Origin of the sequence: Microcoleus sp. (assembly GCF_041354475.1) — a bacterium.
Taxonomy (GTDB): domain Bacteria; phylum Cyanobacteriota; class Cyanobacteriia; order Cyanobacteriales; family Microcoleaceae; genus Microcoleus.
The window spans coordinates 1-15,267 of the sequence record NZ_JBGJZU010000033.1 but is presented as its reverse complement, the minus strand read 5'-3'; the positions used below and the strand labels follow the sequence as shown (position 1 = coordinate 15,267).

11 protein-coding genes are annotated in these 15,267 nt (G+C 44.8%); 2 read left to right on the top strand and 9 right to left on the bottom strand.

All coding sequences use genetic code 11. The annotated features are described in order from the left end of the window. Window positions 1–103: 103 nt before the first annotated feature. The 4 genes from ACBR23_RS14265 to dapB all read right to left on the bottom strand — a co-directional run bounded on the left by ACBR23_RS14265 (window position 104) and on the right by dapB (window position 5,626). The gene (locus ACBR23_RS14265; protein WP_371125657.1) at window positions 104–3,103 is read right to left on the bottom strand and encodes a CHAT domain-containing protein; all 3,000 of its coding nucleotides are present in this window, start codon (window positions 3,101–3,103) and stop codon (window positions 104–106) included. A gap of 447 nt (window positions 3,104–3,550) precedes the next feature. Next, window positions 3,551–4,255, bottom strand: coding sequence for a phosphate ABC transporter permease (locus ACBR23_RS14260; RefSeq protein ID WP_371120765.1), 705 nt, complete (start codon window positions 4,253–4,255; stop codon window positions 3,551–3,553). A gap of 108 nt (window positions 4,256–4,363) precedes the next feature. Next, window positions 4,364–4,744, bottom strand: coding sequence for a four helix bundle protein (locus tag ACBR23_RS14255; protein ID WP_371116748.1), 381 nt, complete (start codon window positions 4,742–4,744; stop codon window positions 4,364–4,366). A gap of 54 nt (window positions 4,745–4,798) precedes the next feature. Further along, window positions 4,799–5,626 carry a 4-hydroxy-tetrahydrodipicolinate reductase gene (dapB, locus tag ACBR23_RS14250; RefSeq protein WP_371120766.1) on the bottom strand — a complete coding sequence of 276 codons (828 nt, stop codon included), beginning with the start codon at window positions 5,624–5,626 and terminating at the stop codon, window positions 4,799–4,801. A gap of 288 nt (window positions 5,627–5,914) precedes the next feature. Here dapB and ACBR23_RS14245 point away from each other — a divergent pair, with 288 nt between their 5' ends. After that, on the top strand, window positions 5,915–8,473 hold the full coding sequence (locus tag ACBR23_RS14245; RefSeq protein WP_371120767.1) for an EAL domain-containing protein: 2,559 nt from the start codon (window positions 5,915–5,917) through the stop codon (window positions 8,471–8,473). Between the two features lie 290 nt (window positions 8,474–8,763). Here ACBR23_RS14245 and ACBR23_RS14240 read toward each other — a convergent pair whose 3' ends face one another. Continuing rightward, window positions 8,764–10,176, bottom strand: a complete 1,413-nt coding sequence (locus ACBR23_RS14240; RefSeq protein WP_341736645.1) for an adenylate/guanylate cyclase domain-containing protein — start codon at window positions 10,174–10,176, stop codon at window positions 8,764–8,766. 91 nt (window positions 10,177–10,267) lie between these two features. Continuing rightward, window positions 10,268–11,743: an adenylate/guanylate cyclase domain-containing protein gene (locus tag ACBR23_RS14235; protein WP_371116751.1), complete on the bottom strand. Its 1,476-nt coding sequence runs from the start codon at window positions 11,741–11,743 to the stop codon at window positions 10,268–10,270. A 240-nt stretch (window positions 11,744–11,983) separates the two neighbouring features. Here ACBR23_RS14235 and ACBR23_RS14230 point away from each other — a divergent pair, with 240 nt between their 5' ends. Continuing rightward, window positions 11,984–12,748, top strand: coding sequence for a trans-aconitate 2-methyltransferase (locus ACBR23_RS14230; RefSeq protein WP_371120768.1), 765 nt, complete (start codon window positions 11,984–11,986; stop codon window positions 12,746–12,748). Window positions 12,749–12,809: 61 nt separating this feature from the next. Here ACBR23_RS14230 and ACBR23_RS14225 read toward each other — a convergent pair whose 3' ends face one another. The 3 genes from ACBR23_RS14225 to ACBR23_RS14215 form a co-directional block, all read right to left on the bottom strand. Then, complete coding sequence (locus ACBR23_RS14225; RefSeq protein WP_371120769.1) at window positions 12,810–13,190, bottom strand: hypothetical protein; 381 nt, start codon at window positions 13,188–13,190, stop codon at window positions 12,810–12,812. Between the two features lie 199 nt (window positions 13,191–13,389). After that, window positions 13,390–14,064, bottom strand: a complete 675-nt coding sequence (locus ACBR23_RS14220; RefSeq protein WP_371116754.1) for a pentapeptide repeat-containing protein — start codon at window positions 14,062–14,064, stop codon at window positions 13,390–13,392. Window positions 14,065–14,153: 89 nt separating this feature from the next. Continuing rightward, a partial coding sequence (locus ACBR23_RS14215; protein ID WP_371120770.1) for a group II intron reverse transcriptase occupies window positions 14,154–15,267 on the bottom strand: 1,114 nt, incomplete at its 5' end.

Here is a 15,267-nt window from a genome sequence, read left to right as displayed (position 1 = left end):
TGCCTCGCTTTTATAGCATAAAAGTGGGAGGCAGAGCCTCATGATCTGCGTTACCAGGCAGAGCCTGGGAACGAGTAAGCGAGTATTGCCTCAATGCTGATCCCTAGTATCCAGTAGCACAGAATGCTGCCCAATATTCGGGGTCTTTAAATGGTGGTTTATCCTTTGATGAATAGCTTAACCACTCTTTGACTGTTTTCATCGATTTTTTATCTAATTTTAACAATCCTATCCAAACTAGAAAATCCTCCCGATTCACGCCGCGCATCCAGTTTTGGGCGGCATTCAAGGCAATCGCAACCGAATCTGCATTGGGCAATTCTTGATAAAATTTAATCATCAAAATTGCCGTGGCAAAATCATCGACGGCCCAGAGACTGCTGACAACATTCATGCTACCGGCATACAAGAAACCGCTGGGTAAACCAATGTATTCATCCGTCATTGTGGTTGAACTTGTCAACCCGGTTTCGCAGGCGGAAAGTGTCACGAGACTGCATTTTGGTAACTGCAATTCGCCGAAGATGTCGCCCAGGGTGAGGCATTTTTCGGGGATGGCTTTTCTGCCGCTGCGTAGGGTGACGTAGCGTTTAGTTTCTAGTCCATCTTTTTCTAACCCACCGTTAGCAAGAGGTTTTTCTTCTCTTAGCCCCCCCTTAGCAAAGGAGTTTTCTTCTCTTAGCCCCCCCTTAGCAAGGGTATTTTCTTCTCTTAGCCCCCCCTTAGCAAGGGTATTTTCTTCTCTTAGCCCCCCCTTAGCAAGGGGGGGTTGGGGGGGGTTAATTTCTAATATTGGTTCCAGGGAATCGGCTAAGACTAGGGATGATTGTAGCGGATAGTCGAAGTCGAATACGCCGTGACACGAGAAGTGTAGGTAGTTGGCATTTGCGAGGTTTTCTCCGTTGGCGTTGAGGGCGATTTTTGTGGCTTGTTTTTTGAGTAATATTTGATGCAAGTCGAATCGGGTTTTGATGGTTTCTACTTCCATATCGGCGTTGAATAAGTCTTCGGTGGGATTCTGGAGGGCGAATAGTTGTTGTTGATTTTTTGGGGTAGATTTTCTGGTGGTGATGCGGTTTTTTACGAGTTCCAGTAGTTGCAAACTGGGGCTGTATTTCACGCCGTCTGGGAAGCTGTCTAACAAATACCTCGGCCCTCCCACGTCTGTAGGGGCGGTGGATGGTGCGTGCCCGCCCTCTAATGGTAGGGCGTGGAGGGGGAATAGGTGCAGGTAGCGGTGGGGGACTAGGATTACTTGTTTGCTGGTTGGGGGGATTTGGGCGACTATTTCGTTGAGGCGCAGGATTTGTGAGAGTTGTTCGAGTTTTTGGGAGAGGGTTTGTTGCCAAATTTTGTTGGTTTTTTGGTCGCGGTATTGGTTGAGATAGTTGTCTTTCCAGGTTTCTAATTCGGCTATTTCGGTTGTGGTGTAGGTGACTAATTCTATGTTGTCGCGGGTGATGATGAAGGCCGATCCCCCCCAGCCCCCCTTAAGAAGGGGGGAGTTGGAGTTGGAGTTGTTGGTGGTGATGCTGGGATCTGATCCCCCCCAGCCCCCCTTAAGAAGGGGGGAGTTAGAGTTACCGATGTACCATTCTATAATTGCTGTTTTTGGATCTAATGTTTTCTGGAATTCGGCGATGTCTATGGGTTGGATTTTTTGAGTTAGTTTGAATTCTGGTTCTCGTTGTTTGAAGGTTTCTAGGAATTGTTCTAGTTGCTGTAATGCTGTTACTAATTTTTCTTGTTGTTGGGATAATTCGGGAGTGTGAGGGCGGGTTTGGGTTGTGCGTTGGGAGGGAGAGTCTGGAACCCCCCCCGGCCCCCCCTTGGTAAGGGGGGGAGGAAGATGGGAAACAGGGGTGGGAAGAGGGGAGATAGGGGTTTGGGTTTCTAGGAATTGTTGGAGGGAGGCGATTTGGCGGCGCAGGTTTTGGAGTTGCTGTTTTTCGGTGGCGGTGGCTGTTTTGGGGTAGATTTCGCTGTTGGTGAAGAGTTCGACTAGGTAGCGGGATTTGCTGCGTTCGATTGTTTGAATTGCTTTGTGATATTGTTGGTGGTTGATGCAGGATTGCATCATTTTTTCGTAGACGTTGAGATTTTCTTCGATGATTTCTCGTTTGCGGTTTTCGGAGGCAATCCACTCGCGGCTTTGTTCGACTGCTTCGATGGCTTTTTCGTAGCCGAAGATGGCGGTTTCCCATTGTTCTATGTCAAAGGTGGTATTGCCGAGATTTCGCGCAGCCTTGAGACAGCTAAGGGGTAAAGCATCTGGTTTGAAGATTTCTAAAGATGATTTAAAACATTTTATAGCCTCTGGAATTAGTCCTTTTTTCTGATAAGCATAGGCAATATTTTCTTGAGTCATGGCCCATTGTTGGGGAAAAGCGGCGCGGGTACGAACTTCTAAAGCCAATTCATAACAGGCGATCGCCTTTTCGAGATTCTCGGCTTTGTCTTCCCTGATTCTGTTTCTGTAAGCAATTGCTAAATTATTTTGAGTCATTGCCCAATCTTGGGGAAAAGCGGCGCGGGTGTAAACTTCTAAAGCCAATTCAAAACAGGCGATCGCCTTTTCGATATTCTCGGCTTTGTCTTCCCTGATTCTGTCACTGTAAGCAGTTGCTAAATTATTTTGAGTCGTCGCCCATTGTTGGGGAAAATCGGCGCGGGTGTAAACTTCTAAAGCCAATTCAAAACAGGCGATCGCCCTTTCGATATTCTCGGCTTTGTCTTCCCTGATTCTGTCAGAGTAAGCTGCTGCTAAATTATTTTGAATAGTTGCCCAAAATTCGGCATAAGTATCTCGCTTAAAAATTTGCATTCCCACTTCATAGCCTGCAATGGCAATTTCCATATTGCTGCTTTTACTACCCCGTGGGAACTGTTGAATCAAGTTACAGAAGTTAAGAATATTAATAGTAATGTTTGTAGCTTCCTCGGACTCCATTTCTGCGAGAGTTTGAGTTGCCCACTCGCGCAGATATCGGGCAAAGTTATCGTCGATTAGTTCGAGATTGTTTTGCAGGATGGTGATTTGTTCGTCTTCTGGGGAGTTGAGGAGGGATTGAATTAGGGTGAGATAGGTTGGTTGGTTGTTCATTGCACTATCCGTGTTTGGGATATTTTACATTGTTTGTGGGGGGGAATGCAAGATTGGCAGCGGATTTTGTAGCGGATTTAGCGGATGGATTTGGGGTTGGTTTGTGGTATGGAACCAAATTTTGTAGGGGCGGGTTCACCAACCATATCTAACGAATACCGACAATCTTGATAAACCCGCCCCCCACCACCGATCGCCTATATCAACCTGGAATTTGCATCGCATCGGAAAATGTAGGTTGGTATTTTTGGTTGGGTGGGGGCGGGTTTTCGAGATGGTGGATTATGGGCAATTATTGTTGATGAACCCGCCCCTACGAGCCCTGGGTACATTGGGTTTGGCTATCGGTGAGTTCCGAGAAACCGGGTTTTTTATCAAATTTCCGTATCGTCACAAAGACTCTGGCAAAAACCCGGTTTCTGGCCACCAACCCGCGCTTAAGTCGGATTAATAATCAGCGGGCGATCGCCTTTTTGTGCTTCTATTATCACGATCGCGGTCTTTTTTCCTACCTTTTTTAATCTGTTCGCTCATTTCAATAAATACATCTTTACGCAAATAAGGATAATCACTAACCCACACTTCGCGGCTGGGAATGTAAATATCCGAAACTTTGGCAATCCGTCCCAAATCTTCTTGATTCGACATGATTAACATTAAAGCAGCTTGGCCGGGGACAATTCCTTGGTGAATTTTCTGCAATGGCGCTGTAAGTGTGGTAGTAAATCCCGTTTTGTCGCCGACTTCTAAGTTGATTCGCGGTTCTAAGTTGTCAACAATTACGAGTTGTCCTTTTTGATTGACTGTTTCTTCTTGACTTGTGACTTCATCTGTGATGTAAATATCCAAAACTCGTCCTTGCCAAAAACCACAGTATTTATATTTGCGGCATTCTGCATTGCGCAAACTGGCCCACAAAATCGGGCCCCACAACCAGTACAAACCTGCGATTAATCCGGTGATTAATACTAGGGGCCCGACATCGGAACCGGCGAAGTTGTAGAGGACAACTAGAAAAACTACGGCGACAGCAGAGATTAACATTCTTCTGAGAAAGTCGGGGGGTTTTCCCCAGAAGTATTTGTATTGGGCTCCGGTGGCGACGGCGGGAATTAGTTCTTGAAATGTTTCGCGGGTTAAGGGAATTAGCATAATGGGGAATGGGGAATTGGGAATGGGGAATTGGGAATTGGGAATTGGGAATTGGGGATGGGGAATTGGGGATTGGGGAATTGGGAATTGGCTATCTCTCCCAAGTTTTCAATCACTCATTCGATCTTTTTTGTCACCTATTGAGTTTAGATAAGCATTGAGTTTTGGTGGCAGTTCATCAATTATTGGTTGATTTTTTTTTACTTGTTCATCTGCTAACAACTGTCTGGCGTATGCCAATCTCAACCAACTGATTGTTTCATATAAAGAGCCTCTGGCAATTTTAATAAAACGCCGATTGTCTTGATGATTATACCTGCCACGTCCTTCTGCGATATTAGCACAAACACTATCGGCGGAGCGTACAATTTGCTGGCCCATAGTATCTTTCGTGAAATAATCCCATTGTTTGACGATAAACCAAACCTCATTTGCTAACTTTTCAGCCAACTTGTAAACATCCAAATCCTCAAAATCTGGTCTACTCATATCTACACCCCTCTATTCCCAATTCCCCATTTCCAATTCCCCATTCCCAATTCCCTAGAGTATCTTTTCTAAGCCGTAAACGAGCGATCGCAATTCAATTACTTTACGTATAGATAATACGACTCCGGGCATATAACAAGCGCGATCGCTCGTATCGTGGCGTAAAGTATAAACTTGACCCTCGCCGCCAAAAATTACTTCTTGGTGAGCAATTAAACCGGGTAAGCGGATGCTGTGAATCCGAATTCCTTCGTCGGCTAAAGAGCCTCTAGCTCCCACTAATTTTTCGGTTTCTTCTACCTGTGGGGGATTGAATGTTTTTCCCATTTCTGCTAGCATTTGGGCAGTTTGAATGGCAGTACCGCTGGGTGCATCGGCTTTTTGATTGTGATGGAGTTCGATAATTTCTACGTGTTCAAAATATTGAGATGCTGTGACGGCAGCTTGTTGTAGCAGAACCATGCCGATGGAAAAATTGGGTATAATTAGACAGCCAATGCTGGCTTTGTCGGCAAACTCAGCTAATTTTTGAATTTGCTCGGTACTCAAACCCGTAGTGCCGACGACGGGACGAATGCCGTAGGCTATAGCCGATCGCACATTTTCGTAAACTGACTTCGGGTGTGTAAAATCTACCATCACCCCTGGCTGTTTTTCCTGGGCTGCTAATACCAGCATTCCTTGCAAATCGTCGGTAATGGGAACTTCCAACGGCCCGCACCCTGCTAATTCTCCGGCATCGGCGTTGAGGACTTCAGGAGAGTGGTCTATGGCCCCGAATAGGGTGAGGTCTGGAGCGTTGGCGATCGCCTTAATTACTTCGCGGCCCATTTTGCCTGCGGCACCGTTAACAATCACCGGAATTGGAAGTTGATTCGCCATAATCTCAAAAAAAAATTCTGAAAGTCTATCGACTAAATTTTAACCCTACCAGGACTGACACACTCTTAAGGTTCGTATAAACTTTGTTAAATCAAGCAATTATTTGAGGCAAACTCGTTTTTGCCACAATTTCTGAAACCATTCTGTGAAAACAGACTGGGAGAAGCAAATTTGTATAGGTCAATTTTTGCCGATGGCAGAAGTTGCTGCCCGCCTCAAAGCTCTCTCTCTGAATTTATGAGGTTTAATTATGCCTTCGACCTTCTGCTTTCTGCGATTTACTGTCGGATGAGTTCCAAATTATCTCAAAATATTCGATCGCTGTTTTCTGTCCTAACTCCCATGGGTTTGAGTTGTCAAGGTGGGCGAGTATGGGTTTTGCCTGCTGTATTGGCGGGCGCAACAGTAACACTACTGAATCTGGGAGTGCGTCGGTTGGGAGGGTTCCAAAGCTGGGAATTAGGCAGTTTTGACTCCTTAGTGCGCTTGCAGCCATCGAAGGGTGCCGATCCGAGACTGCTGGTAGTGGGCATTTCTGAGGCGGATATTCAAGCCTTGGGCAGATTTCCGATTACCGATCGAACCCTTGCTCAAACCTTGACAAAATTGCAAAAATATCATCCAAAGGCGATCGGTTTGGATTTGTACCGTGATTTGCCGCAAGCACCGGGAAATCAGGAATTGTTGGCGCAATTGAAAACACCGAATGTGGTGGCGATCGACAAATTGAGCGATGGGGAAAGTCCGGGAGTATCTGCACCACGGGGGATACCACCAGAGCGAGTGGGCTTTAACGACTTTGTGCTCGATGCTGATGGTGTGGTGCGTCGCAATTTGATTTCTGTGTCGAAACCCGATCGAACGATCGCTTTCTCATTTTCTGTGCAACTAGCTTTGCTTTATCTCAAAGACAGGTTGCAACCAGAAGATAGCCCTGTTCATCCCAACCAAATCAACTGGGGTAAGGCACAATTCCAACCTTTAAAACCTAACAGTGGTGGCTATGCCAATATTGATACCAAAGGCTATCAAATTCTGCTCCAATATCATTCTGCTAACAACGTGGCACGACAGGTGAGTATCAGCCAGGTGTTGAAGGGAGAAATTGACCCCAGTTGGGTGAAAGACAAGATTGTGTTGATTGGGACGACAGCACCTAGTGCCAGAGATTTGTTTCTAACACCCTATAGCCCAGCGCTTCAGCAAAGTCCAAAAATGCCGGGGGTGCTGCTGCACGCTCAAATGCTGAGCCAATTGTTGAGTGCAGTGTTGGATGGGCGATCGCTTTTTTGGATGTGGCCATCTTGGGCAGAAATTTTGTGGAATGCTTCCTGGGCGGTGATCGGCGGGACTATAGCTTGGCGGATTCAGCACCCTCTGCGGGCTGGATTGTGTGGGGTTGGGGTATTGATAGCACTGTTGGGGATGAGTTTTGGCATTTTTACAGTGGGTGGGTGGGTGCCTCTGGTGTCGCCGACTTTGGGTTTGGTGATGACTGGTGTGGGTGTCAGTGCTTACAAAAAGCTTTACGATGCTTTTCACGATTCGCTGACAGGTTTGCCTAACCGGGATTTGTTTGTGGAGTGTCTGGGGCGGGCGATCGGCAATACTAGAGGTCGCCACAGCCATTTGTTTGCGGTGCTGTTTTTGGATTTAGACCGGTTCAAGGTGATTAATGATTCTTTGGGTCATTTGGCGGGGGATGAACTGCTGATGGGCGTTGTGCTGCGCTTGAGAGCTAGTCTTTGCCATGGGGAGACTGTGGCGCGGGTGGGGGGTGACGATTTTGCGATTTTGGTGAGAAATACCGATGTTGATAGTGCGGTGAATTTGGCCGATCGCATTCACCAAGCTTTAATTGTACCTTTTGAGTTGAGAGGACAAGAGGTATTTGTCACTGCTAGCATCGGCATTGCGGTGGGGGGCGAAACCGCAGCTACTGTCAGGGAACAGCCGGAACATTTGCTCAGGGATGCCCACACGGCGATGTATCGGGCGAAGGCTTTGGGGATGGGAAGGTATCAGTTGTTTAATGCTTCGATGCACGATTTGGCCCTGGAGAGGTTGCAGTTGGAGACGGATTTGCGGATGGCGCTCAAGCGTGGGGAGTTTTTGCTACACTACCAGCCGTTTGTGTGTTTGGCAACTGGGAGGATTATTGGGTTTGAGGCTTTGGTGCGTTGGCAGCATCCGGTGCGGGGTTTGGTGTCGCCGGTGAAGTTTATTCCGGTGGCTGAGGAGACGGGGGCGATTGTACCGCTTGGTGAGTGGGTGTTGGAGGAGGCTTGTCGTCAGTTGCGTCTGTGGGAGGGGATGTTTGATTTCGATCGACCTTTGATGATGAGTGTAAATTTGTCTGGGAAGCAGTTTGCGCAGCCGGATTTGGTGGCGCGAATTAAGGAGATTTTGGGAACCACGGGTTTGAGTGCCCAGAGTTTGAAGTTGGAGATTACTGAGAGTGTGGTGATGGATGATGTGGAGTCGGCGATCGCGGTTTTAAAGCATATGAAAGCCCTGAATGTCAAGTTAGGAATTGATGATTTTGGTACTGGTTATTCTTCTTTGAGTTATTTGAGTCGGTTTCCGACGGATACTTTGAAGGTTGATAAGTCGTTTGTGGGGCTGATGGAGATAGAAAGCGAGGGGGAGAATGTGGCGATCGTGCGGACAATTGTTACCCTCGCCCATGCTTTGGGTATGGATGTGATTGCTGAGGGTGTGGAGACGGCGGCACAATTGGCTAGGTTAAGGGCGATCGGCTGCGAGTACGGGCAAGGTTACTTTTTTGCTAAGCCTTTACCGAGTGAGGCGGCCACTGCTTTGATGGCTTCTCGGCCACAGTGGTAGTTATTGGTAATTGGTAATTGGTAATTGGTAATTGGTAATTGGTAATTGGTAATTGGTAATTGGTAATTGGCGTCGCCAGCCAGCGAAGTCGAAGGGTTATATCGTTTCCGGCTGCATCGGAATGATTTAACCGCAGAGAACACAGAGGACACAGAGGGAGAGAATAGAGATCTGAATCATTCAGATGCTACCGGATTTGATATTATTTGTTATTTGTTATTTGTTGTTGGTTGTTGGTTATTTGTTGTTAGCTTTCTACTGACTCACCTTTGTCCACCACTTCTCCTTTTTTAAATTTTTCTGCCTATTAGATAATAAGTAGTCATATCTCCCTTACCTTTGACATTGATTGTACCGCGTGTTTTCAATAAATACTTATGGCACAACAATTGATAAGTGGAATCACTCACTTGAATTTTACCAGGCCATCCTTGGGATTCCATGCGGCTTGCTGTGTTGACAGCATCTCCCCATAAGTCGTAGATAAATTTTTTTGTGCCGATGACACCGGCGACTACTGGGCCTGTATTAATACCAATCCGAATCTGGAGTGGTTGGCCGCTTTCGTCGCTAAATTTCATAATTTCTTGCTGCATTTCTAGGGCCATTTCTGCAATAGATTCGGCGTGATTTGCACAGGAGACTGGTAAACCGCCAGCTACCATATAATTATCACCGATTGTTTTGATTTTTTCCAGTCCGTATTGCTCGCTCAAATGGTCAAAGGCTGAAAATATTTTGTTCAGTAATTCTACTAATTCTTGAGGAGATGTGCGGGATGATATTTCAGTAAATCCCACAATATCCGCAAACAAAATTGTGACTTCGGCAAATCCGTCAGCTATGTTGATTTGACCTGTTTTTAGGCGATCGGCAATAGTTTTTGGTAAGATATTTAATAATAAACGTTCGGAGTTTTCTTGTTCCGCACGCAATATTTCTTCCGCTGCTTGCCGCTGGGCAATTTCTTTATAGACTCGGCAAAACATTTGATTGAAAGCCACCATTACTTCTCCTAATTCATCATCGCGCTTGACTGAAAAAGAATAGAAATCTGGTTGTATGCGATTTTGGCTTAAAGCCTCTCCCGCAGCTATCAAGTCATCCCGCAGTCTCAAGATAGGTGCAATTACTGTTCCTCCTAAAAATAGCATGGTCACAGTAGTAACAAAAGCTGTTATAATCAAAACTAAAATTGAGATGCGCCAGATAAATGCGTATAATTCTGGTTGAACAGATGAAGCATCGTGGCGCACAATTAAAGTATAATTTCCTCCCAGATATTCATTAGTCCAAGCAACATCATAGCGTTTCCAATCTAGAGAGTGCTTGCGTAAAATTCGCTCATTTTTTGTTTGTTCTAATTTAATTTCTGGTGGTTCGCCAAATGTATATATTAGCTGACCATTGGTCATGTAAATAGATAATCCTAAGATGATTTTTGATTGTTTGATAGCAGTTTTTACTTGGTTTTCCAAAAACAGGCGATCGGAGATATCTTGTTTGAGCAAAAATACTAGGGAATCAATCGTAGCGCGAGACACCTGTTCTAATTGCATTAATAGTTCATCTTCCCGCCGAAAATAAGAGGGAACTAAAATAATTGCTTCTATTACTAAAATGCTCGCAAATACCCACAGGGCTATTTGCCGAGATAAGCGAGATTTGAAAAAACCTAAAAATGACAACATCCTGAATGACATAAAATTACTGTTTGGCAAATGGCTAATTATGAGAAGGAAAAAATCAGCAGTCAGTATTTATGAGAATGCCCCCTGACTTATCATATACAATTTAAACTGACTGTGAACTAACTAATCTACCCGCCAGCAGATAGGTATTCATATCACCCTTTCCTTTAACATGGATAATTCCTCTGTCTTCAAACAGATATTTATTTCGCAAAATATCGTAGGTAGATTTGGTGACTTGAATAGTGCCAGGAAGTCCGTGGGATTCCATGCGTGCTGCTGTATTGACGGCATCGCCCCACAGGTCATAAATGAATTTTTTAGTGCCAATAACTCCGGCGATTGCTGGGCCTGTATTGATGCCGATGCGAAGGTTAATTGCCGCCTGATATTTCGCGTTAAATTTAACTAATTCCTGCTGCATATCTAAAGCCATTTCGGCAATTTTTTCGGCATGGTTGGTACTGGGATTTGGCAAGCCTCCAACTACCATATAAGCGTCGCCAATGGTCTTAATTTTTTCCAAGCCGTATTTTTCTGTCAGACTATCGAAGCCTGAAAATATTTCATTCAGAAAAATGAGCAATTCTTCCGCAGATATCTGAGATGAAAGTACGGTAAAGCCGACGATATCAGCAAATAAAATCGTGACTTCGGCAAAGGCATCAGCAATCGTGTTTTGACCGTCTTTTAGCTTATTTGCAATGGATTCTGGTAAAATGTTGAGCAACAGGCGATCGCTCTTTTCTTGTTCTTTTACCAATTCTATATTTGTCTCTTGCAATTGGGCTGTTCGTTCCCGGACACGCTGCTCTAATTGTTTAGCGTTTTGGCGCAATCTACTGATAGCTAAACTTAAGCCTGATATCCCTAATACTGAAAGTCCGACTAACAGGAAAAACAAGTTTTTGAGTCCACTGTGAGTCTTTTGAGTGATGGTATTGAGAGGTTGAGTTATTTCTAATATACCCCGCACATCTCCTACTTTCCAGTCTTTTTTGGGACTGTAGGAGTTGGTGTTGTGACAATTAACGCAGCTAGGAGTTAAAATGTCTGCTTCTGCATATCGAAATGCTGGTTTACCGAGATAATCTTCTCTTCTAAAAAATTTGGCTGTGGGATTTTTCGTCAAATAGCTGAGGGCTTCTCGTTCAAAATTGTCTTTAGCCCCACCTTCTTTTTCCCGCCAAGGAAATGGGTAGTTGCTGTACAGACGAACTGACAATTCTGGATTTTTGTTGGTGATATGTTGACCGAGTTCTATCAAAAATGTTGCTGGTACAGGAACTGTTACTTTGGTTTTTGTGGGATTGTAGTCGTGGGTGAAGCTAATCGCATTAGCGGTGGTTAGGGGTTTGATAGCATCGGAACTGTAAAGGGTGCGGGCTTCTTTAATGGCTTGGGCATAGAGGGTGGCATTTTGGAGTGCTTGGGATGTAATTAGGGTGGATGAAAGCTCCGACATATTGGTCATCGCTATGGCTACACCTACACAGAATAGGATTGTTACTGCTAGGATAACTCGTTTGTAAACTAATTTGCCGATCGCCGCCAGACTGCCAGAAATTAAGTGTTGCATGGTATCCTCAAGTGTGAGGTTTGATGGTTATTTTGATTTACTACCAACATAACACTGCTTTTTTAGGGGATTTTTAGGGCATCAGATTTAAAGAAAGACAGTAGAGTGTCAGAGGTTGTTTATGATTGTTTACTGCAATGGCTTGAGTTATCCGTAAAAGTACGCATAACTTAATAACGCTAGTTGTAGTTATTTATGTATGTCGGTTAAGATAACAATTGTAGTCTATGGTTAGCGATCGTGAATTCTGATTCTACTGCCTCACCTGTAAACAAGGAGATATTGCCGGGAGAAGTTTTTATCAATACTGCGGATTTTGATATCGGCATTCGGCGAATTTTGCCTAAATATGATGAAATGCTGGATGTATTAGCAGGTTGTATATTGAATGCAAACCACCGGATTTTAGAATTGGGTTGCGGTACCGGAGAACTTAGTTTAAAAGTTCTGCAACGCTATCCATCTGCGGAAATAGTGGCTTTGGATTATTCACCACGAATGCTTGATTTGGCTCGTGCCAAAATAGAGTTGGCAGGATATGGAGCTAGGTGGACTGGAGTCGAGTTGGATTTTGGAGAATGGGCGACTAATCCCAATTTTTCGGGTTTGCGTGATAAATTTGATGCTTGTATTTCATCTCTGGCAATTCATCATCTGGATGATGAAATGAAGTTGAAATTGTTTGAACGTATTTATGAAAATTTGAATCCTAATGGCTGTTTTTGGAATGCCGATCCGATGTTAGCAGAATCGGCGATCGTGCAAAAGATTTATCAAGTGGCGCGGGAAGAGTGGGCTGCAAGTCAGGGGGAAAAGTTGGCAGAAATTCGCGGGAATGTGGGGACGAGTGTATCTTATGGGTATTCTCATCCCGATCGCCTAGCGACACTCTATACACATTTGGCCATGCTAGCCCAAGCGGGATTTGAGGCGATCGCAGTCCCTTGGAAATATTACGGTATGGCCGTATTTGGGGGTTTTGTCAAGGCTAATCCAGGCGGTTAAAAACCGCGTTTACACAAACTTTTGTCCCGATGGTGGGCGCACTAACAGAGTAGGAGGAAATTTAGGGAACAGGTGCGGTAATGTCAGTGGGTGTGGCGTCTGGTGAAGGTACTGCTGGTTTTTCCAGCAGTAGGCGCTGTTTATTCCGAAATTCCGCGGCTGCATCGTTTAAATTTTGTCGCTGTTCGCTACTAAATTCTTCCATGCTGCGGCCGTTTCCCAATCGGGATCGGTGAATTAAATCCAATACTCGGCTGCCGCCATTGCCGCCGGAAAAAGGGTCGGGATTGTCGTTAGTTTGAAAGTCTTGCAGTGGCTGACCATTGGTTAAGCTACTAGCTTGAGCGAAGGTTGGTTGAGGTAGGAAAAGAGTGGAAAAGGCGATCGCGCTTAATGCCAACCGCATCATCAAATTGCCAGATTTAGAAGTTTTGGTGTTCATAATTAGAAGGAAGAAGGAAGAAGGAAGAAGGAAGAAGGAAGAAGGAAGAAGGAAGAAGGAAGAAGGAAGAAGGAAGAAGGAAGAAGAACCCCCCCCCTGCCCCCCCCAAGGGGGGAAAAGAAGGAAGAAGGAAGAAGAACCCCCCAAGGTGGTTTTTCTTGGTAGGGGTTGTGCCAAGAGTGCCGGCCCTCCGAGGACTTCAGCGACATCCCAAAGAATCGCGAGTATCAATGCCCGTTTGTGAATTACTCCCACTAGCTATTTTGCACAATTCTTTGATTTGTGCGCCGTCCATAATGGCATCAGTAAAATCAGCCCCCGTGATGTCAACTCCCTCAAAGGTAGAACGCAGCAAAATAGTTTCTGCTAAAATGGCGTCACTGAGATCTGCATTAGTAAATTTAACTTGATCGATCATTGCATTAGTTAAATTTGCTCCATGCAAATTCGCCTGAGTCATCACCGAAGCACTCATAATTGCTCCCCGCAAATCGGCCTTAGAAAAATTAGTCAAGTCCATGTTAGCATTAGAAAATTCCGCAGCCCGCAAGACTTGACCGGAAAAATCGCGTCTTGTCAGTTCGGCGTTGCTAAAGGACAGGGGTGGGGCATAATATTTAGATTGGCCCCAAGCCGGCAGGGGGAAGATTAAGATACAGAGTGTCAATAGGAAGGTAGCTAGTAGCCGGAGTCTCATAAGTTGGGTGTTATGGCAAGGTGGATATTTGGTAGTGTATTCCGAACTTTGGGCGATCGACTCAAGAGTTAAAATCTCAATTAATAGTGATGGAGATGAAAAAAACGATATGCTAAGTTTTTTATTAACTTGGGTAGTAGCAGCAGTTTCGCTGGTGGTTAGAGTCGATAGGGGCATCTCTACCCCTACCTCTCATTCAGAACGGAACGTGAAACTTTCGCTTCATTCCGCTCCTTGATATCTCCATCCTTTGTTAAGGGTTCAATTCAAAACGGGTTATCACCATAGCTCTTTTGGAGGGAGCCGTCATTTTCCGTTTTTGTGTCGTGACAATGTTTGTGCAGAAGTTGGAGGTTTTTGTACTCATCCTTACCGCCTAAAGAGCGGGGTTGGATATGGTCAACTTCTACGATGTCTGTAGGTGTGAAGTACAGACCACAGTGGGTACATTTACCTTTTTGTGTCTTAAGCAGTGTTGCCACTTTTGTTGGTGTTTCAGGGTATTCTCCGCGTCTTTTACTCCAATAAATCCAGTCCCCATCATAGGGTGTTGAGTTGCCCTTTACTTTGACGTGCCTTATAATAGGCGTTGCTAAGTGTTGAGTTAGCTCTAAACCTTCTTCTGTGCTGAAACACCAATTTCTGTCGCCTACTGTTCGCCAGTATTTGTCTTTGTTGATGCTACCTTTTCCCCGTCTTTTAGCCCATGCTCTTAACTTGTCGTAAATAAGGTCGTCTAACCTTGAGAAGGTTTCCTTACTTACTACTGTTGAGTAATAGTTTGACCATCCCCTAATTATTGGATTCAGCCTTTTGATTAAGGCGTATTGTGGGGAATGGTTATGAGTGTCTATTACTTTTTCAATTTTAACCAGATGGGCTTTGACTTTGGGCTTGGACGGAGTGATTAATGTTTTAAAACCAAGTGGAGTTCCATTTGTACTATTAGCACTTCGGTAGTTACCTACCTTATGTTGTTGTACGTGGAATCCTAGAAACTCAAACCCAACATTTCCATTGTATTCGTTGAGGGTGTGGGTTAATTTTGTTTTATTTGGCTTCAATTCTAAGCCAAAATCACTTAACCATTCTGCAATTATCTTCTGACAGGCTAGTATTACTTCAATGTCTTTGTGAATAATCACAAAATCATCGGCGTACCGGATTAAACTAATTTCGCTCCGTCGGTTAATAGAATTTCCAACGAATTGTTTAACCCGTTCTTCCATTCCGTGTAAGGCTATGTTAGCCAGAAGTGGGGAAATGACCCCACCTTGTGGTGTGCCTTCTTTAGTTGGGAAGATTTCACCTTGGTCTAATACCCCGCTTTTAAGCCAGGACTTAATTTGTCTTCGGAGTCCTGGATAGGTATTGATTTTG